The sequence below is a fragment of the Moorena sp. SIO3I6 genome (genome assembly GCF_010672095.1).
On record NZ_JAAHHU010000086.1, the window covers coordinates 1 to 18,225 of the forward strand.

19 protein-coding genes are annotated in these 18,225 nt (G+C 42.9%); 8 read left to right on the forward strand and 11 right to left on the reverse strand.

Going from position 1 to position 18,225, the window contains the following annotated elements; all coding sequences use genetic code 11:
* Window positions 1-133: 133 nt before the first annotated feature.
* The 4 genes from F6K49_RS22325 to F6K49_RS22340 all read right to left on the reverse strand — a co-directional run bounded on the left by F6K49_RS22325 (window position 134) and on the right by F6K49_RS22340 (window position 3,748).
* Window positions 134-700 carry a Uma2 family endonuclease gene (locus F6K49_RS22325; RefSeq protein WP_293027658.1) on the reverse strand — a complete coding sequence of 189 codons (567 nt, stop codon included), beginning with the start codon at window positions 698-700 and terminating at the stop codon, window positions 134-136.
* Window positions 681-2,084: a WD40 repeat domain-containing protein gene (locus F6K49_RS22330; protein WP_293027662.1), complete on the reverse strand. Its 1,404-nt coding sequence runs from the start codon at window positions 2,082-2,084 to the stop codon at window positions 681-683. The genes F6K49_RS22325 and F6K49_RS22330 overlap by 20 nt, the downstream gene beginning before the upstream one ends.
* 3 nt (window positions 2,085-2,087) lie before the next feature.
* Window positions 2,088-2,357, reverse strand: coding sequence for an AAA-like domain-containing protein (locus F6K49_RS22335; RefSeq protein ID WP_293027665.1), 270 nt, complete (start codon window positions 2,355-2,357; stop codon window positions 2,088-2,090).
* Between the two features lie 293 nt (window positions 2,358-2,650).
* The gene (locus tag F6K49_RS22340) at window positions 2,651-3,748 is read right to left on the reverse strand and encodes a sulfotransferase domain-containing protein (protein WP_293100224.1); all 1,098 of its coding nucleotides are present in this window, start codon (window positions 3,746-3,748) and stop codon (window positions 2,651-2,653) included.
* 419 nt (window positions 3,749-4,167) lie between these two features.
* On the opposite strand from F6K49_RS22340, the gene F6K49_RS22345 reads away from it, so the two are divergent.
* Window positions 4,168-4,305 (forward strand): hypothetical protein, encoded by a 138-nt coding sequence (locus F6K49_RS22345; protein ID WP_293027671.1) that lies wholly within the window; start codon window positions 4,168-4,170, stop codon window positions 4,303-4,305.
* Window positions 4,283-6,040, forward strand: coding sequence for a DNA mismatch repair endonuclease MutL (mutL, locus tag F6K49_RS22350; RefSeq protein ID WP_293027673.1), 1,758 nt, complete (start codon window positions 4,283-4,285; stop codon window positions 6,038-6,040). The genes F6K49_RS22345 and mutL overlap by 23 nt, the downstream gene beginning before the upstream one ends.
* Before the next feature lie 329 nt (window positions 6,041-6,369).
* On the opposite strand, the gene F6K49_RS22355 is transcribed toward mutL, so the two are convergent.
* Window positions 6,370-6,597: a hypothetical protein gene (locus F6K49_RS22355; protein ID WP_198954364.1), complete on the reverse strand. Its 228-nt coding sequence runs from the start codon at window positions 6,595-6,597 to the stop codon at window positions 6,370-6,372.
* A gap of 16 nt (window positions 6,598-6,613) precedes the next feature.
* Here F6K49_RS22355 and F6K49_RS22360 point away from each other — a divergent pair, with 16 nt between their 5' ends.
* Window positions 6,614-7,570 (forward strand): cation transporter, encoded by a 957-nt coding sequence (locus F6K49_RS22360; RefSeq protein WP_293027682.1) that lies wholly within the window; start codon window positions 6,614-6,616, stop codon window positions 7,568-7,570.
* Entirely contained in the window at window positions 7,551-7,823 is a 273-nt protein-coding gene (locus F6K49_RS22365) for a hypothetical protein (protein ID WP_293071019.1), read from the forward strand. The genes F6K49_RS22360 and F6K49_RS22365 overlap by 20 nt, the downstream gene beginning before the upstream one ends.
* Here F6K49_RS22365 and F6K49_RS22370 read toward each other — a convergent pair.
* Both F6K49_RS22370 and fumC read right to left on the reverse strand, forming a co-directional pair.
* Window positions 7,813-8,133, reverse strand: coding sequence for a hypothetical protein (locus F6K49_RS22370; protein WP_293027688.1), 321 nt, complete (start codon window positions 8,131-8,133; stop codon window positions 7,813-7,815). The genes F6K49_RS22365 and F6K49_RS22370 overlap by 11 nt on opposite strands.
* A gap of 140 nt (window positions 8,134-8,273) precedes the next feature.
* Window positions 8,274-9,668, reverse strand: coding sequence for a class II fumarate hydratase (fumC, locus tag F6K49_RS22375; RefSeq protein ID WP_293100264.1), 1,395 nt, complete (start codon window positions 9,666-9,668; stop codon window positions 8,274-8,276).
* Window positions 9,669-10,123: 455 nt separating this feature from the next.
* On the opposite strand from fumC, the gene queD reads away from it, so the two are divergent.
* A complete protein-coding gene (queD, locus tag F6K49_RS22380) occupies window positions 10,124-10,516 on the forward strand; it encodes a 6-carboxytetrahydropterin synthase QueD (protein WP_149031448.1) in 393 nt (130 codons plus the stop codon).
* A 206-nt stretch (window positions 10,517-10,722) separates the two neighbouring features.
* On the opposite strand, the gene F6K49_RS22385 is transcribed toward queD, so the two are convergent.
* The 4 genes from F6K49_RS22385 to F6K49_RS22400 form a co-directional block, all read right to left on the reverse strand.
* Window positions 10,723-11,448 carry a CPBP family intramembrane glutamic endopeptidase gene (locus tag F6K49_RS22385; protein WP_293100229.1) on the reverse strand — a complete coding sequence of 242 codons (726 nt, stop codon included), beginning with the start codon at window positions 11,446-11,448 and terminating at the stop codon, window positions 10,723-10,725.
* 67 nt (window positions 11,449-11,515) lie between these two features.
* Window positions 11,516-13,294, reverse strand: a complete 1,779-nt coding sequence (locus tag F6K49_RS22390) for a mechanosensitive ion channel domain-containing protein (RefSeq protein ID WP_293100232.1) — start codon at window positions 13,292-13,294, stop codon at window positions 11,516-11,518.
* Between the two features lie 585 nt (window positions 13,295-13,879).
* Window positions 13,880-14,599 carry a glutathione S-transferase family protein gene (locus tag F6K49_RS22395; RefSeq protein ID WP_293071012.1) on the reverse strand — a complete coding sequence of 240 codons (720 nt, stop codon included), beginning with the start codon at window positions 14,597-14,599 and terminating at the stop codon, window positions 13,880-13,882.
* A 39-nt stretch (window positions 14,600-14,638) separates the two neighbouring features.
* The gene (locus F6K49_RS22400; protein WP_293080056.1) at window positions 14,639-15,256 is read right to left on the reverse strand and encodes an NAD(P)H-dependent oxidoreductase; all 618 of its coding nucleotides are present in this window, start codon (window positions 15,254-15,256) and stop codon (window positions 14,639-14,641) included.
* A gap of 116 nt (window positions 15,257-15,372) precedes the next feature.
* On the opposite strand from F6K49_RS22400, the gene F6K49_RS22405 reads away from it, so the two are divergent.
* The 3 genes from F6K49_RS22405 to F6K49_RS22415 all read left to right on the forward strand — a co-directional run bounded on the left by F6K49_RS22405 (window position 15,373) and on the right by F6K49_RS22415 (window position 18,076).
* Window positions 15,373-15,813, forward strand: a complete 441-nt coding sequence (locus tag F6K49_RS22405) for a helix-turn-helix domain-containing protein (protein ID WP_293071008.1) — start codon at window positions 15,373-15,375, stop codon at window positions 15,811-15,813.
* Between the two features lie 499 nt (window positions 15,814-16,312).
* Window positions 16,313-17,422 (forward strand): DUF262 domain-containing protein, encoded by a 1,110-nt coding sequence (locus F6K49_RS22410; protein WP_293100237.1) that lies wholly within the window; start codon window positions 16,313-16,315, stop codon window positions 17,420-17,422.
* An 84-nt stretch (window positions 17,423-17,506) separates the two neighbouring features.
* On the forward strand, window positions 17,507-18,076 hold the full coding sequence (locus F6K49_RS22415; protein ID WP_293100241.1) for an HNH endonuclease family protein: 570 nt from the start codon (window positions 17,507-17,509) through the stop codon (window positions 18,074-18,076).
* Window positions 18,077-18,225: the final 149 nt, after the last annotated feature.

Below are 18,225 nucleotides of genomic sequence, written 5' to 3' on the forward strand. Positions count from 1 at the left end.
AGCAGGAGAAGGGATACCAGATTCAGGAGCTATGGTGGATGGAGGTCAGACCTGTTGCTCCCCCTCTCCCCATCCCCCCATCTCCCCATCTCCCCCCACTCCCCATCTCCCCCCACTCCCCACACTCTCTTCTTCAAATAGGTACTGTCAAAACAAATCCAGGTAGTACCTCTTCTCCAGATAAACTAACTGGAAATCCGACTATTTCTACTGGTTGATTGGGACGGTATATTTCTACTTGCTGATTCTGAGGGTTAATTAACCAACCTAGTTGTAAGCCACTGTTGAGGTATTCTTTCATCTTGTCTTGTAGAGACTTAAGTGTATCTGTCCGTGAACGCAATTCAATCACAAAATCAGGGCAAATCGGGGGAAACTTTTGCTGTTGTTCTGGTGTGAGGGCTTGCCAACGGTCTAACTTTACCCAAGCTGCATCGGGGGATCTATCTCCGCCGTTAGGGAGTTTAAACATGGTGGAGGAACTGAAAACTTTTCCCATGTTAGTTTGACGGTTCCAAATCGTTAGTTCAGTAATCAAATCTGCTTCTTGATTTCCACTAATTCCTCCTACTGGTGGCATGATAATTAATTCTCCCTTAGCAGTGCGCTCTAACTGTAACTCTGGATTTATTTTACAAAGATGATAAAATTGCTGATCGGTGAAATCTACATTTTCTAAGTTAAGGGTGACAAACATCATTAACCTCCGAGTTGGTGTTCAAATAATCTTGTATCCAATTGCAACCATAGATTAGTAACTGGTCTAAATCCAGGACTTGATCTAAATTCCATATAATAACAGTGTTGTCTCCACTGGCGGAGGCGATCATCTCACCATCGGGGCTGAAAACTACGGCTAAGACGCCATCGCTATGTCCTTTCAGGGTAGTTAAAAGGGTTCCATCCTGCTTCCAGAGTTTGACGGTTTTGTCATAACTAGCGCTAGCAATTCTGTTACCGTCAGGGCTAAACACTACTCCTAATACTCCTGCTTGATGACCGTTGAGGGTAGTAATCAAGGTTCCATCGCGCTTCCAGAGTTTAATGGTTTTGTCCCAACTCGCGGACGCAATGGTTTCACCGTCGGGACTGATGGCAACGCTGTAAACCCGGTCATGGTGTCCCTTGAGGGTAGTAATCAAGGTTCCGTCTGGCGTCCAAAGCTTGACAGTTTTATCCCAACTGGCGGAAGCAATTAGAGTCCCATCTTTGCTGAAGGCTACTCCATCAATGCGATCGCTATGGCCGTTAAGGGTATTAATTAAGGTACCGTCCCGTTTCCAGAGCTTAATGGTTTTATCGGCACTAGCGGAAGCCATCATCTCACCGTCGGAGCTGAAGACTACTGCTAAAACAGCGCTGCTATGGTTTGTTAAGGTTTTTAGCAAGCTACCGTTTCTGTGCCAGAGCTTGATAGTGTTATCGGCACTAGCGGAAGCAATCATCTTACCATCGGGGCTAATCGCTATTCCTGAAACTCTAGCGCTATGGCCATTCAGGGTTCTTTGTAGGCTACCGTCTGTATTCCACAGTTTCACGGTCTGATCCCAACTCGCCGATGCAATGGTTTTTCCGTCTGGGCTAATGGCAACTCCCCAAACTAAATCACTATGCCCCCTGAGCCTGGTGAGGATGATGCCATCGGGTTTCCAGAGCCTAACCGTTCCATCCCAACTCGCCGATGCAATAGTTTTTCCGTCTGGGCTGATGGCCACACCGTACACTAAATCTTGATGCCCTCGTAGGGTAGTGAGTAATGTGCCTTCCCAACTCCACTGGTTAACGGTTCCGTCCCAACTCGCGGACGCAATGGTTTTACCATCTGGGCTGATGGCAACGTTGTAAACGCGATCGCTATGGCCCTGAAGAGTATTGAGTAAAGTGCCATCAGCATGCCAGAGTTTAACGGTTTTATCCCCTGACGCGGACGCAATGGTTTGACCATCTGGGCTGATGGCAACGTTGTAAACGCGGTCATTATGCCCCTGAAACGTCCTTAGTAATGCCCCATTATAGCGCCAAAGCTTAACGGTTTTGTCCCCTGACGCTGACGCAATGGTTTTACCTTCTGGGCTAATAGCCACTCCCTAAACAATAGCGCTATTGTTTGTCAGGGGAGTAATAGTTTCACTACCAATTCGAGTCATATCAATAGAAGCGCAGCTAAAACCAGCCTGTTGCAGTCGATACTTGATGCGTAAGCGCAAGCTAGACTTACCCATCTGTCGGGAGTTGAACACATAACAAAACTCACCCCTAATTAAAGCGTTATAAAGTTCAGCATCAGCTCGACGCTCTACATAACTAGGGGCATCTAATTTTAAACTACCACCGACTTGATATTCGTAGGTGTCCATGTGAGCAGTTTTGAATTGGGTGAGGTACTTTCTGCTGGGTTTTAGGGAGTAGGGAGTAGGGAGTAGGGAGTAGGGAGTAGGGAACAGGGAACAGGGAACAGGGAGAATTTTACTTTTATAATTAGGTATATAGATCCCCCCTAACCACCCTTAAAAAAGGGGGGAATTAGATTCAAAAGTCCCCCTTATTAAGGGGGATTTAGGGGGATCTGAATTAGGCATTAACAATGCTAACATACTCTTGAACAGGTAAACATTCCTGTGTAATCAGGATTATTAAAATTGGTTTGGTTTTAATTGGGAATCAAATCAGCCCACAACATTGCTATATCTGTTCCAGCAGTCTTCTTTATAAATTTATCATATAAACGGGCTATTTGATCGTCAGAAAAATGATTCTTCCAATCTCCGATTTCTCCTTTGCGGATAAACGGTGTCATTTCTTTAGGTCGCTGACTCGACCACCGACTTTGGTCTTGGCTCATGCTGGTAAAACTGGTGTGTTTAAGAATGCTATTGAAAATTTCAGCATTATTGAGTTTGTCTAGGTATGAACTCCCTAAAAACTTAGCAATTTCTCGAATATAGTTGGGAGTATCAGCTTTCATAGCTTCGTAAGTGATAAACAAAACATTGTCATCCTGGCGATGGTCATACCAAGACAGTAAATGCTCGAAATAATCGCCCCAATCAACTTCCCCTTCAATAAAGCATTCAAAAAAATCATTAAAGGTTCCTTCTGCAAAATTATAGTGCTTCACAAACCCTTTAGTATGGTAATAAAAAGAAACAACACAATCAAAGGGATTGCGAGCAATATAGATATACTTGGCATCAGCACAATAAGGGGTGAATGAGTAAGAAATATGAGTTTTAATAAACCTTGGGGATGCCATGGCTGCTACAAAATCAGCACCCACTTCTTCGAGATGAGGTACTTCTAAATTGATGTCTTTGCCCACAGGTAGGGGTTCGCCATCATGGTTGAGCATCCAGACAATATGTTGAACCCAAGTTGTGCCACATTTGGGATAAGTAACAATAAAGTTATCCTCCGGTTGAGCATTGTAACTGAGTCCAGATTCAAAACAGGTTACCGGAAATCCCATGGGAATACGGAATCCCTGACACATGGAGTAGTGGGGTTTTTGTCGTTGTTGGTTCATTGTTTCGTTAGGGAGTCGGGAATCGGGAATCGGGAATCGGGAATCGGGAATCGGGAATCGGGAATCGGGAATCGGGAATCGGGAATCGGGAATCGGGAATCGGGAATCGGAACCCACCCCTAACCCCTCCCAGGAGGGGTTAGGGAATCGGGAATCGGGAATCGGGAATTGGGAATCGGGAATCGGGAATCGGGAGTAGAGGGCAGAAAATTGACTGTAGCTCATCTAGAAATTATCAGACTCATTCGGATATTTTTTTAGGGTTATGCTAGATCAGCAATACTTTTGATTATATACACAACCTACTATAGCAGTAAATCTCAATTATAGGTCATAAACTGGCAGTTTTATTGTTAAGAGAAATAACCATAATTACTGAATTAGTATACTCCTCAATATTGTTGATATATAATCTAAAATTGTATGGCTGAGCAAACGCTAATGAATTACTAATTATTGGGTAAATAATTTATAATTAATTTGGAATGACGCGATCCTCCAAATTCTTAATTCCTGGATCACGTTGGTTCTATCGAACTAAGGTAAATCCGTTTAATAACATTATTTATAGTAAAATTGTTTGTTGTCGTTTGTCTTTTATACAAAATTAATTAAAAATTAACTATATAGCGTTTATCCTACTTATGAGGTACAATTTTTTACCGATTCCCGATTCCCGATTCCCGATTCCCTACTCCCGATTCCCTACTCCCGATTCCCGATTCCCGATTCCCTACTCCCAATTCCCAATTCCCTTAAATGATTATTCAAACCCTACCTAAAAACGTAGTTCATCTAATTGCTGCTGGGGAAGTCATTGATTCAATAGCCGCAGTGGTGCGAGAACTGATCGAAAATTCCCTTGATGCTGGGGCAACTCGGATTACCGTTTCCCTGTGGACTGAGCAATGGCGGGTACGAGTGGCAGATAATGGCACAGGGATGGAGGTGAAGAATTTGCAAAAAGCGGCTTCTGCTCACAGTACTAGCAAAATCTCTAGTAGTGATGATCTGTGGAAGATTACTAGTTTGGGATTTCGTGGGGAAGCGTTGCATAGTTTGGCGGCTGTGGCAGAGTTAGAAATTTTGAGCCGATGCTCAGGAAATAGTCAGGGGTGGCGAGTGCTCTATAATTCCCAAGGTGAACTGCGTCAGATTGAAACTGCTGCGATCGCACCCGGTACGATTGTGATAGTGTCTAATTTATTTGGTAAGTTGCCCGTGCGTCGCCAGGGTTTACCGGCGATGGCACAACAGTTGCGTGCTGTCCAAACCATTATTCATCAACATGCTCTGTGTCATCCTAGGGTGAGCTGGCAAGTGGAGCAAAATGGACGTCCATGGTTTAATCTTTGTCCTGGTCATACTGCCCAACAGATTCTGCCTCAAATTATCAAGCACTTAAAGGAAAGTGATTTGCAGCCGCTAACGGTAGAGGTGCCGATACCGGATTCGGGAACAGAACAAGAACAGGATAAAAGCACTAAGGGAAATCTCGGAAATGGTTTGATGGAGCTAGTGTTAGGATTACCGGATCGATGCCATCGCAGACGTCCAGACTGGGTAAAGGTAGCGACTAATGGACGGATTGTGCGATCGCATGAATTGGAACAAACCATGATCACAGCATTAGCTCGAACCTTGCCTCGCGACCGCTATCCCATTTGTTTCCTGCACCTGCGGATTTGTCCGAGTCAAATCGACTGGAATCGTCATCCAGCCAAGACCGAAATTTACTTACACTCGGTATCCTACTGGCAAGAGCAAGTTGCTGAAGCTATCGAGCAAGCTTTGCGGATCACCCCAGCCACTCTCCCAGAAGCGATTCACTCGAACAGGGTAAAACAGTTACTCAAAACATCGGAAGCTAGAGGAGGTTACACCACTAGTCGTTCAATTGAAGTGATACCAGCCACTCAAGAAATTACTGACAAAACTGATAGCAAAATTGATAGCAAAACTGATGATATTGGGCTAATTCAACTGCGAGCCATAGCTCAAGTTCATAATATGTATATCGTAGCAGAGCATCCCACCGGTATTTGGTTAATTGAACAGCACATTGCCCATGAACGGGTGTTGTATGAAGAATTATGCGATCGCTGGCAGTTAGTCCCCTTAGAACCTCCCATCATTCTCCAGCAGTTATCCCCTAAGCAGGTGGAACAACTACAGCGGATTGGTTTAGAAGTTGACCCCTTTGGAGAAGAGCTGTGGGCAGTACGGAATGCACCAGAACTGTTGCGCGAGCGAGACGATTGTGCCAAAGCCCTATTAGAGCTGAGTTTAGGAGGAGACTTACAAACCGCTCAAGTAGCAACTGCCTGCCGCAGTGCAATTCGCAATGGTATCCCTCTAAGTTTATCACAAATGCAGCAGTTATTAGATCAGTGGAAAAAGACTAGAAACCCTCGCACTTGTCCCCACGGGCGTCCCATTTATTTATCGTTAAAAGAGTCTGCTCTTTCCCGTTTTTTCCGCCGTCATTGGGTGATTGGGAAAAGTCATGGGATATAAGGAAGGGTTGGTAGGTTAGCAAGTTGTTCGCGTAGCGTGGCCTTTTGGCCAAGGTTGGCAAGTTAGCAAGTTATCAAGTTAGCAAGTTAGCAAGTTGAAGGTTAGCAAGTTAGCAAGTTGAAGGTTAGCAAGTTATCAAGTTGAAGGTTAGCAAGTTATCAAGTTGAAGGTTAGCAAGTTATCAAGTTAGCAAGTTGAAGATTATTAAGTTATCAAGTTAAAGGTTATTAAGTTGGCAAGTTAGCAAGTTTGTAAGGTTAAAACTTGCTCATTAATAATAGCAGTGTTCATAGTAATGAGGTACACAGGATTTTTTCCCCTCTTCCCTGCTACTCTTCTCTCCTTTTCTCTGCTCTTCTCTGCTCTTCTTTCTTCTCCCCCCGCGCCCCCGCCCCACACTCCCTGCGCCCCCGCCCCACACTCCCCACACCTCCCACACTCCCGACTCCCGACTCCCAACTCCCCAAAACCATTAAGAACTGCCATAAAATGGCATAATTGCCTGATGCCTCAATCAATAATAGGGTAATCAAAGATAATGTGAAGGTAATCCACATCTGTTACCTTCAGGCCATGACCGAAGGACCAAACCGCGATCAGACTAGTCGTCTGGTATTATTCATTACCCTCTGGCTCAGCTTGTTTGTTTTATCAGTCAAGGTGTCAGCAGCTTGGGCTACCCAATCGCTCAGTCTGATGGGGGAATCCCTGTTCACCCTATTAATTTGCTTTAATACCCTTATCAATTTGCTGATGATCACTACCTATGACAATTCGCCAGATCTGTCAGTCTATGGTCATGGTAAACGGGAAACGGTGATTACCTTTGTGCTAATTGCCTTTTTCGGCTTTGCTGGGGGAAATTTGTGCTTACTCTCCTCTCAGCAGTTACTAACTCTGATTCAGGGAGGAACCTTAACTATTCCTGTCCGGCTCAGTTTACCCTTAATACAATTGTTGGGAGCAGTATTAGCCATGAGCCTTGGTTGGTCTTGCCTGATGATTTACCAAGCTAAAGTGGTCAGGAGTCCTACCCTACGCTTTCAGGCCGCTCAAATGCTTCAGGATGTGGGCTTAACTATACTAGTACTCGGTGGGCTTTGGGGGGTTTCCCGAGGTTTCCTATGGCTGGATCCACTGTTGAGTAGTGTGCTGGTGCTTTTTGCCGGGGCAAATTGTTGGCAAGTTATCAACTGGCAATTGCCCCTGCTAGTCAAACAAACTCCCATTGATCCAGAAGCGATCGCTAACATAGCCCATCAAGTTGGAGGTGTCACTCGCTGTGATCAAATTCAGTGCCGGGGTGTTGTAGGACGCTTCATGTATGTTGAAATGCATTTGGTAGTGCATCCAGAGTTCTCAGGAGTCATTTCCCTGATTGCTGAACGGATTCAGGGGGGAATTCAAGAACGCTACGGACCAGTACAAGCTATTTTCCACATCGATGATGACTTAACCGAATCCATACGATGGAATGGCTCGAACCGTAACCAACAAATCAACGGTAAAGATGAAGCAGATGGGGAGTAGGGAGTCGGGAGTCGGGAGTCGGGAGTCGGGTAGTGGTTTAGCCCAGGTCTGGTCAAGGTTTCGGGAGCTAAAATCACGAATTGTTTACCACTACCGACTTTTTGCCTCTTGCCTCTTGCCTCTGTTCCCCTCCTGGGAGGGGTTAGGGGTGGGTTCCTCTGTTCCCGATTCCCCATTCCCGATTCCCCATTCCCGATTCCCCATTCCCGATTCCCTATTCCCGATTCCCTATTCCCGATTCCCTATTCCCTAAAATAAACTAATCTACTATAATAGTTTATTGCCCAAAAATTAATACTTAAGCAGACAGCTGCTAAAGTAAACAGAATGTAGGTCGGAGCCATCACTACTCCAATCATCAACCAACTATAAACATGGAATAGCATGGCCAAAGCTGGGATGCACGCAACTAAAGCAGCTTTCCGCACCTGAACTTGGGGATAACCAATCACAGTAAAGATGATAGTTTGTAAGGTCAGGAGCAAGTTAGCAGGAACTAAAATGGCACAGATGGCTACACAATGGTTACGGGAGAAATCACATAGGATATTAAAATCAAACATTTTAAAATTGCTAACATTATCCTTTTCAGTTTATAGTTAAAGGTTGCTGGGAATTGCTCAATATAGTATTTACAAATCTCCCCCCTCTCCCCACACTCTTCCCCCTACTCCCTACTCCCTACTCCCTACTCCCTAAAAAACTAATCAAGGGGATACGCCATCCGATAGGGATCAACAATCTGGTCAAACTCAATAGCAGAAACATAGCCTAATTCTAGACAAGCTGCTTTCAGGGTAAGGTTCTTCTCAGTAGCATGGTGCGCCACTTCTGCGGCTTTGTCGTAACCGATGATTGGACTCAAAGCAGTGACTAGCATCAGGGACTGTTCCAAGAAATACTGGATTTTCTCTCGATTCGGTTCTAGTCCCTTCAGCAGGAAGTCAGTGAAATTGTTGCAGCTGTCAGCAAGTAGATGGACAGATTGGAGCAAGTTGAACACAATCATGGGCTTAAAGGTATTCAACTCAAAGTGCCCCTGAGCACCAGCAAATGCGATCGCACTATCGTAGCCCATCACCTGAGTAGCTGCCATAGTCATCGCTTCGCACTGGGTCGGATTAACTTTCCCTGGCATAATCGAAGACCCTGGCTCATTGGATGGCAGCTTCAGTTCCCCAAACCCGCAGCGTGGTCCACACCCTAGGAAACGGATATCATTAGCAATCTTCAATAACGAGCAGGCTAGGGTTTTGAGGGCACCGCTAGCCATAACCATGTCATCATGAGCTGCTAGAGCCGCAAACTTGTTAGGAGCAGACACAAAGGGCAAGCCAGTCAACTTAGCAATATGCTCAGCAGCCTTTTCTGCAAACCCCTTGCCAGCATTTAACCCAGTCCCGACAGCGGTTCCACCAATCGCCAACTCGTATAAGCCAGGAAGAACAGAGTCTATCCGTGCTAAATTAGCATCTAGCTGGGCAACGTAACCGGAAAACTCTTGACCCAAGGTTAACGGTACAGCATCTTGAAGGTGAGTGCGCCCAATTTTAGCGATATTATCCCATGCTTTCGCCTTCTCTTCTAGAGCATCCCGCATTTTCTTGACCTTGGGCATCAGTCGCTCATCAAAGGCTACCGCTGACGCGATGTGCATGGCTGTGGGAAAGGTATCATTAGAGGATTGGGACATATTGACGTGGTCATTGGGATGAATTGGGTTTTTGCTACCCATCACCCCCCCAGCTAGTTCAATCCCACGATTAGCAATCACCTCGTTCACGTTCATGTTGCACTGGGTACCACTACCAGTCATCCAAACACGGAGAGGGAAGTTACCGTCTAGCTGGCCTTCGATCACCTCTGTTGCTGCTTCAATGATTAACTTAGCTTTATCCTCTGGTAGTTTACCCAGTTCAGAGTTAGTCAGAGCAGCCGCTTTTTTCAGAATAGCCATCGCTGTTATGACTTCCGGGGGGATAAAGTCTTGTCCAATCGAGAAATATTTTAGCGATCGCTGAGTTTGAGCGCCCCAATACCGATCAGCAGGAACTTCGATTTCCCCCATACTATCGGTTTCTATTCGCATCTTAGTCATCAGTGATATCAACTCCCCTTGGTTCCTTCGTTTATGGTATAGCACAGGGAGTAGGGAGTAGGGAGTAGGGAGTAGGGAGTAGGGAGTAGGGAGTAGGTATGCATGGCTTTTATCGTAGTTCATGCTATGTTTAAAATAGCGATAGATATCAGCAATTTTGGTAACCGTTTATGGCTATATTAAAACTTGATTATGATTTCCCAATAAATCCTGAACCCTAATCTTAATTTATCATAAACCCCAAAAATAATCGGCTCTATTTTATTCAGTAACCTGTTATATTTGTCTAGATTACCTCTTATGATTAGGTTAAACTCAATAAATTTTTTTATATGAAGTGTAAGATAATTCTTAATTCTTAATTCTTAATTCTTAATTCTTAATTCTTAATTCTTAATTCTTAATTCTTAATTCTTAATTCTTAATTCTTAATTCTTAATTCTTAATTCTTAATGATGGAAGAATGGTTAATTTACAAGGAGTTTCGGTTTGAAGCTGCTCATCGCCTTCCCCATCATGACGGCAAATGTAGTCGGTTACATGGCCATAGCTGGGTGGGGCGAGTATATGTCAAAGGTAATCAACTGATTGAGGAGGGTTCCAAACAGGGGATGATAATGGACTATGGAGATATCAAGACCTATCTCAAGCCTCTGTTGGATAACTTTTTGGATCATTATTACCTCAATGAAACCACCGGCTTGGAGAATCCTAGTAGTGAAGCGATCGCCAAGTGGGTTTTTGAGCGACTTGAAGAAGCAGGTTTACCAGGATTGTATGCCGTTGAAATTCAAGAAACCTGTACCTCTGGTACGCGATACATGAAACCTAATATCAAGTCCGGTTGAATAGCCATAATTAATGGGAGGGTGGGGAGATGGGGAAATGGGGAGATGGGGGAGATTTTTATTAAGGGTAATAATCCTGAGTAGACCTCTTGCAAAAGTAGTTTTCTGATAGTGTTCTTGATGCTTTGCGTCAATTATTGTCCACTTTTCCCAGATCCGCTGTTCCCTGTTCCCCACAACTGCAAGAAGTCTAGTCAATAGCTTCGCTATGCAAATAGGAGTTGCCAACCGACAAATGCGATCGCTAAATCAGCCAGAATATGACTTACATAACCAGACCAGATGGAACGGTAGGTTAGATAGCACCACGACCATACTGCTCCAGCCATGAACACCCCTAATGAGCCAAGGATGACCACCAGCCAATCTTGGGTATAAAAGGTTAAAGCAATAATATGATGGAGGGTAAACAGCAATGCACAAAGCAATACTGACCCAAGTCCTGGGATGAGAATCTGGCACTTGCTCCAGACAAACCAACGCCAGATATACTCTTCCAGGAACGCATTAATCAAAGTCCAATACATCGCCCCGAGTAGGTAAATGTATGCACTAGTTATGCCGACTTCTTGGGCTTTAGTGCGAAGATCCGTCTGATCAATCCAGTGCTGACCGAAAAGCCAATAAGCCCCAAGGATGATCCCAAACATCAACAGTCCCAAAATAGTTCCAGTCAACAACTCCTGTCCCTTCGGCCAGGATATACGTAACTTGCCACGATCCACCCAGAAAAACCAAGCAAGAGGCAGTGCTAGTAACCAGACTTTGCAAAATAAGGATACTGCCTGCCCTAATGATCCTGGAGCAATATATAGTGCCATTGCTATACCGATACTCCCAGCAGGAACTAGCAGTAGCAGAGCCAATAGGGGATGTTTACCAGAGTGAGTCTTGAGCATTGGAAATTCTCCGGTGGTAACTTTATTGGTCATGCTAGAAGCTTTGGTTGAAACTATCGGTAAGTTCTGTGCCAGTTCTACAAGTTTCCTAAGGGTATAGCTAAGATAACGTCATGTCTTTAAACCTTTTTGCCATACTGCCCTCTTCCTGAGCCATAGCTTCGCTAATGTATAGTTCCTGTCTCGGCAGTGGGATCACAATTCCCTCTTGTTCTAATCTTTCTTTTATAATTCGATTGATGTCAGGATAGACAGTCCAGTAATCCTCTGTCTTAGTATATGCTTTAAACCAAATCTTAACAGCATATTCAGCCAATTCACCGGTCGTAATCCAAGGTTCTGGGTCTTTCAATACTAAAGGATGAGAGTTAGCAATATCTTTAAGAACTTGGCTCGTTTGAGTAATACTATTTTGGTAGCTGACCCTTACTGTGATAAACATAGCGCGGACGGGGCTAGTGGTTTCATTCTCGATAACGTTACCCCAGACTGAATTGTTGGGCACAATAATAATTTTATTTCGAGGAGTCTTGATGGTGGTGCAAATTAAGTTAACATCCTCAACCTCTCCTTTTACCCCAGCTACTTCAATCATATCCCCCACGTCGAAAGGTTTATAGAGTAATATCATTAACCCATTGGCAAAGTTACCGAGGGTACTTTGTAACGCAAATGCTACCACAAAACCAGCAGCTCCAATCATAGCGATCAGTGGGCCAATACTGACCTCTAGGGCAGTAATCCCTACAATAATACCCACCACAAATAATCCTTGGCGGGTTAGACTAACCAAGAACTGACGCAACATCACTGAAATATTCGGGAACATCCACAAAGATTTCTCGAGGAGTGTACTTAAGATCACCGATAGGATGCTAAAACCAGCAACGATTCCTATACATTTGCCAATGTTATTCGCCCAGCGCAGACCTCCTTCTTTAGACTGGAGCCAGCCGACGATGGTAATCCAAGTTCCTTCAGTGTCGGTTACGTCTACCTTAATCCCACTGATGGCATCGATGTATTTTTTGTACGACTTGACATCACCGCCTTTAAGTTCCAGCTCTTGAAGTACCACCTCAAAGCGATCGCTCAAAGCAGTGCGTTCATCCCGCAATCTGGTCATGTTGACCAGTACTTGCTTTTTAACTTCGGTCTTGGCCTCGACCGCTTCTTCTATGTTTTCTTTGGCTTTGTCAAGCCCCTGTTCAGTCTTTTTCTGCTCTTGTTCATCCGTAACGACTTTGTTGCTAATTGTCCCGATCTGCTCTTGAACCTTAGCAACTTCCTCTTCTGAGCTTGAGGTTTTGGCTTTATCTTTCTGCTGTTGAGTACCTTCAACTGCTTGATCAATCGCCCCTTGCGAGGTTTTATCCTGCTCGGTCTTTTCTCCTTGTTTGACTGCTTCTTTTACTGACTCCTGAGCTTTTTCGAGAGCTTCCTGTGCTTCTTCCGCCCCCTCTTTAGCTTTTACGCCACCTGATGGGGATGGCTCAGTCCCTTCCTCAAGAGCCTTTTTGGCATCTTCTAGGGCATCAACAGCTTCCTTAGTTTTTTGAAGCTCTCGATTTTTGCGCTTGACAGCAATTTCCGCATCGCTGAGTTCTTTAACTTTAGTTTTCAGCAAGGAAATCCACCCCTGAGCTTCACCATCCAGCTCATCCTTAGTGAATGGCTTGAGCAATAGCTCTAGCTCCTCAATCGGAATAGTTGGATCTGCAGTAGTAACCGCTTTCGGAATAGTTGAATCTTCAGTCGTAACCGCTTGCTCATTGGGTGAATTAGTGGTCTGTTGAGCTTGGACAGGTAACCACCATGCCCCAACGATTAAGAGACTGCCAAACAAAATGCTAAATTTCTTTTGTCGGTAAAGAATCATTGGTTTTTCGTGTTGATAAGACGTTAATTAGGTGCCCTTGACCTATTAAGAATTAAATTCGCCAAGGTCAAGCGCACCTGAAGATGTAACCTGTACAGTTTGGTTGACTTTTGAGTGTTAATCAAAGAAGATATAAGGTGTATAGTTTGGTTCACTGTTCAGTGTTAACCGTTAACTGTCAACAGTTGCTCCCGAGCTTACCACCGGAAGATCGGCACAGCTGTAACATTGCTCGATTTAGACTGAGGGGGGCAGATCTCAAGAGGATAGGAGCTGAATTTTCCCCAACTCTTCGGGATTTTGACATAATTTATCCCTTAATAATCCTCTATATCTAACCCTAAAAAGAAGATCCCGGGGCAATCAATAGTTAACGGTTAACAGTTAACTGTAAACAGTCAAAAAGGTATAGATAGCCTTTTATTGGATCAAATCAAGGGATGTGCTTATTTTTGACCAACATTTTTGGCAAACAAACACCTTGGACAAAAATTTTGCTTTGCCCAATCTTCCCTGATCAACGACTAGGATTTTATCACATTTTTATTTCCCCGAGTGTTAATTTTTGTTTCCATCATCCATGGCTTATGGTTTAATATCACTTTGAAAACGTGCGGAATTAGCAGCTTCTGCCGCAGCCACATCCCCTTTTCCAAAAAAGGCAGGAAAGGGTTTAGGGAGCTCTAGTGCCCGTTGAGTTGCAGGTCGGGCATCAATACGGTCAAACCAGCCTTGAAGGTTTTTCAGCCCATCCACCGATACTTTCGCCCAGTAATAAGCTCGTGCCCAAGGATAAGTGGCCATATCTACAATAGTGAACTCATTGCCAAGGATGTAAGTTTTCCCCTCAAGCTGCTGATCCAAGACTTCCAGTAGCCTTCGTGATTCTGACCCATAGCGCTTGATGGCAAATTCATCACGATGCCCTTGAGGTTCTGCAATCCGCTGAAAGTACATCGCCTGACCCATCATCGGTCCAATGCCACTCATCTGAAACATCAGCCACTGAAGCGCTTGGGATCGAGCTTTTTCCCCCTCGGGAAGGAACTTTTGATATTTCTCAGCTAGATACCAAAGAATCGCACCCGACTCAAAAACCACAAAATCGTCATTACCACGATCCACGATGGTCGGGATGCGCCCATTGGGATTAAGAGATCTGTACCAGTCTGATTTCTGTTCTTTTTTGGAAAAGTCAATATAGGTCATCTCATAGTCCACCTCTGCTTCTTCAAGAAAGATCAGCGGCTTCCATCCGTTCATAGTCGATGCAGTGTAAAGATGAATCTCAGCTTGTTTCGTCATGATTTTTCTTTGGATGAGATATTGACGCTTGAGTTAGTTTTAATGAGCTTTGGAGCACGGAGCAGACAGAGGCTTCGCCACTTCAACACCTAAATCATGGTCGGGGTCAAGAAACACCATCTTTAGGTGACTGATGTACCGTTCTCGGTCAGCGTCAAATTGTGGATTTTTGATGACGTTGTAGCACGCGAAATGGGGCAATTCCTCGAAGCCACAAAACTCATGGCTCTTACGCATGGGCAGCAGCACCTCTTGTAGTGAGAGTCCTTCAAAAAAACTATTGGGATTATTAAAGACGTCGGCGGGCGCATTCCATGTAGTAGACAGCATGAATTTCTTGCCATTCATCAGGCCACCCGATCCGTATGAGCCATTACTGTGCCCGAAAAACTCACCATAGGCGTAGACATCGTCTATGTAACGCTTCAAAGTTGACGGCATCATGAACCAGTACACGGGATACTGAAAAATCACCGTATCAGCTTGCTTGAATTTCGCAATCTCCTCTGGAATGTTGTAGCCGTCTTCCACAACAGTGGTCAGTAGCTCGTATTGATCTTTCAATATCTCCACCGCTATCTCGAAAAGACCTTGATTGTAGCGGCCTTTAGCGAACTCCTTAGTCTCTTTGCCCAAAATCAAAAGCAGGGTTTTCATCAGACTACTTCCTCCCATCAGATAATGTGTACAGTTATTGCTTCATGTATTGCTTCATGGTAAAAATTTAAGTTACGATAGTCAACTAGTCTACGTTTAGTAACCAGGTATAAAATATGAGTTCCTTCATGGACATGGAAATAGATAGCGATGGGCATAGGCCCACGCTACGCGAACACAGCATTGACATCGAAACTGATAGTGACATCGACATCAAAACCGATAGTGATGCCATCAAGAAGGCCATTGACCCCTGTCTCAGCCCCTGTCCAATCGAGCGTGGAATGCGGATTTTGGGTGGCAAATGGAAAGGATCGATTCTTTGGCATCTCAAGGATGGCCCGATGCGATTCAACGATCTAGCGCGCCAGATCGGCGGAGCTAGCAAAAAAATGGTGACCCAGCGACTTAGAGAAATGGAGGATACGGGCCTAGTCAACCGTAACGTAATCAGTACCAAGCCCATTGCTGTGGCCTATGAGATCACAGATTTTGGTCGCACAGCCCTGAGATTTCTGGAGGAGCTAAAGAAATGGGCAGAGGAGTATAATATTTAATGTGAATCTCCAGGATTAAGCATTGATGTGGTGGATAACACAACAACTGCTTGGACTTATAGGTTATTTTTGACAGATGAAAAACTGTTTGTTAGACTTTGCTTAAATCCAAAGGGTTGGGTAGGTTAGGCGGCGACTACTGTAGAAGCTCACTTTTTAAGAGAGCTGTCCGCCGTAACCCACCAATAGTAAAAACTATAGCTGTCTAATATTTACTTTGTAAACAGTCTCGAAAACCTTAACTAGGATCCTATAAAATTGTCGGTGTTTAACTATTTTTATGAATTTTGATTTAAAAAAAAAGCGAAAAATAACTTATAAAATTATAAAAATATCACTTTTTTTTAGATTACTATATAATTGAGTTGTTGTTATATAAGATGTTATATAATATCCCAAAAGTTTATAAATGTCATAATATAAATATTGAAACGGTAATCCAGCCGTTTGTAAAAATAGATAATATCAAATAATCAATGAATTTAGTGGTGATACAATAATGAATTTTCAGGCTGAACCAATAACAATTAATACCCTTTTATCTCAAAGTAAAAAATATGTTATACCTCGTTATCAGCGAGAATTCTCCTGGACAAAGGAACAGATCGAAGAGCTATGGGATGACATTGTAGCTAATCTGGAGGAAATAAATGGTAAAATAACTTGTAGCGAATATTTTTTAGGTACCTTGGTGCTTGCAGGAAGTGATGAGAGCTTCGATATCGAAATTGTAGATGGTCAGCAAAGAATTACCATCATTACGATGCTAATTTCATTGATTTCCAGGAAACTAAAAAAAGTTGGAGAAGAAGCATCGGCCACTTCAGCATTTAACAATTATATAAAAGGTACTGATCGAAGAGGAAGAGAATTTAAAAAGCTTGATAAGAGTAGCCAGAGCAATTATTTTTCTCTACTAGTCCAAGATTTACAACCTCATGAGTGTTCCGCCACTACAGATGAAGATAAGAGAATTAAAGATTCCTACGATACTATTGAAAGCCTCTTATCAATTGACAATATATCTAAATGTATATTCAAAAAGGATAAAATAGACAATGAAGAATATACCAAAGGCTTATTTGCACTTTTGGATCAGATTATTGATAGTTTAAAGGTTATTCGAGTCAATGTACTTGATCTTGATCAAGCATATATAATTTTTGAAATTTTAAATGCGAGAGGAATAAATCTTAGTCCAGTTGACTTAATCAAAAACAAAGTATTGGCAGAGTGTGATGATCAGTATCCTATTGATTTCGCAAAAGAACAATGGGATGAAATATCCAACAGGTTAGCTCAGAGAGAGACAAACACTAGTTTAGAAGACTATGTTCTTCATTGGTGGGTGACAAAGCATAAGTACACAAGCAAAAGAAATTTATATAAGGAATTTAGAAAGAAATTGCAATCTGGAGACATAGTTCCACAACTCTTTTTAAAAGATCTTCATTCTACGAGTGAATTATATATAAAAATATCTTCACCTCAAACTATTGACTGGACTCAGGCTGATCAAAAACCTATTTTTAATAGCTTATTTGCTCTAAATACTTTTAAAATTTCAATTAATAGACCGTTTTTAATTTCCTTGTTTTTGGCAAAATAAAGCAAAAAAATTACACAATCTTTACTAATTGATACTCTAACAAAAATTGAATCTTTCCATTTTGCATTTAATGCAATATGTTCAATGCGTCCATCCGGAGTTGAAGGGGCATATTCGAAGGCAGCTCGCCTTTTACACGAGTCTAGCAATAAAAGAGAGGCAACAAAAGTCATAAATGATTTAATTGAAATGCTTACAGATAGGCTTCCTAGCGAAGCTATATTTTTAGATAAGTTCAGGAAGCTAAAATTTACCAATTCATGTACAAAACAGAATAAGTTAATTAAGTATATATTCATTAAAATGGAGCTCTATTATAGAAAAAACAATGAGTTTTATCCTGAAGATCTTACTCTTGAACATATTCTTCCTCAATCTTCTGGTGATAAAAACAAAATTGGAATGATCGGGAATCTTCTTCCAATAGGTGAGAGCTTAAATGGAGATGCTGGTACAAGACGACTATCTGAAAAAATGCCTACCTATAAAAAATCTGATTATCGAATTGTTCAGGAATTTGTTGAAAAGAATGGAGACAAAAGTATTTGGGAAGTTAAAGATATAGAGTCTAGAACTGATCAACTAGCTAGGGAAGCTTTTCAAAATGTATGGGCACTAAACCAAATAAATGGATCTGAAGGGAGTGTATATTAATGGAAGTTATTTGATATAATTTTGATCTGGTGACAGCTACCTACTAGCAACGTTAAGTATAACTATTATTAAAACAGCAGAAACATTCGATATCATGTCCGGTTGAATACTTACAATTTGGCACAAGGATTTGGCACAAGGAAACCAGA

Bases quoted from the DNA above. Each gene is read 5' to 3' on its own strand.
- F6K49_RS22370 (WP_293027688.1), bottom strand. From the start codon at position 8,133: ATGTTTGATTTTAATATCCTATGTGATTTCTCCCGTAACCATTGTGTA.
- F6K49_RS22390 (WP_293100232.1), bottom strand. From the start codon at position 13,294: ATGATTCTTTACCGACAAAAGAAATTTAGCATTTTGTTTGGCAGTCTC.
- F6K49_RS22335 (WP_293027665.1), bottom strand. From the start codon at position 2,357: ATGGACACCTACGAATATCAAGTCGGTGGTAGTTTAAAATTAGATGCC.
- F6K49_RS22385 (WP_293100229.1), bottom strand. From the start codon at position 11,448: ATGACCAATAAAGTTACCACCGGAGAATTTCCAATGCTCAAGACTCAC.
- F6K49_RS22400 (WP_293080056.1), bottom strand. From the start codon at position 15,256: ATGAAAACCCTGCTTTTGATTTTGGGCAAAGAGACTAAGGAGTTCGCT.
- F6K49_RS22410 (WP_293100237.1), top strand. From the start codon at position 16,313: ATGAATTTTCAGGCTGAACCAATAACAATTAATACCCTTTTATCTCAA.
- F6K49_RS22365 (WP_293071019.1), top strand. From the start codon at position 7,551: ATGAAGCAGATGGGGAGTAGGGAGTCGGGAGTCGGGAGTCGGGAGTCG.
- F6K49_RS22405 (WP_293071008.1), top strand. From the start codon at position 15,373: ATGAGTTCCTTCATGGACATGGAAATAGATAGCGATGGGCATAGGCCC.
- fumC (WP_293100264.1), bottom strand. From the start codon at position 9,668: ATGACTAAGATGCGAATAGAAACCGATAGTATGGGGGAAATCGAAGTT.
- F6K49_RS22360 (WP_293027682.1), top strand. From the start codon at position 6,614: ATGACCGAAGGACCAAACCGCGATCAGACTAGTCGTCTGGTATTATTC.
- F6K49_RS22415 (WP_293100241.1), top strand. From the start codon at position 17,507: ATGCGTCCATCCGGAGTTGAAGGGGCATATTCGAAGGCAGCTCGCCTT.
- F6K49_RS22355 (WP_198954364.1), bottom strand. From the start codon at position 6,597: ATGTGGATTACCTTCACATTATCTTTGATTACCCTATTATTGATTGAG.
- F6K49_RS22345 (WP_293027671.1), top strand. From the start codon at position 4,168: ATGAGGTACAATTTTTTACCGATTCCCGATTCCCGATTCCCGATTCCC.
- queD (WP_149031448.1), top strand. From the start codon at position 10,124: ATGGAAGAATGGTTAATTTACAAGGAGTTTCGGTTTGAAGCTGCTCAT.
- F6K49_RS22340 (WP_293100224.1), bottom strand. From the start codon at position 3,748: ATGAGCTACAGTCAATTTTCTGCCCTCTACTCCCGATTCCCGATTCCC.
- F6K49_RS22325 (WP_293027658.1), bottom strand. From the start codon at position 700: ATGATGTTTGTCACCCTTAACTTAGAAAATGTAGATTTCACCGATCAG.
- F6K49_RS22395 (WP_293071012.1), bottom strand. From the start codon at position 14,599: ATGACGAAACAAGCTGAGATTCATCTTTACACTGCATCGACTATGAAC.
- mutL (WP_293027673.1), top strand. From the start codon at position 4,283: ATGATTATTCAAACCCTACCTAAAAACGTAGTTCATCTAATTGCTGCT.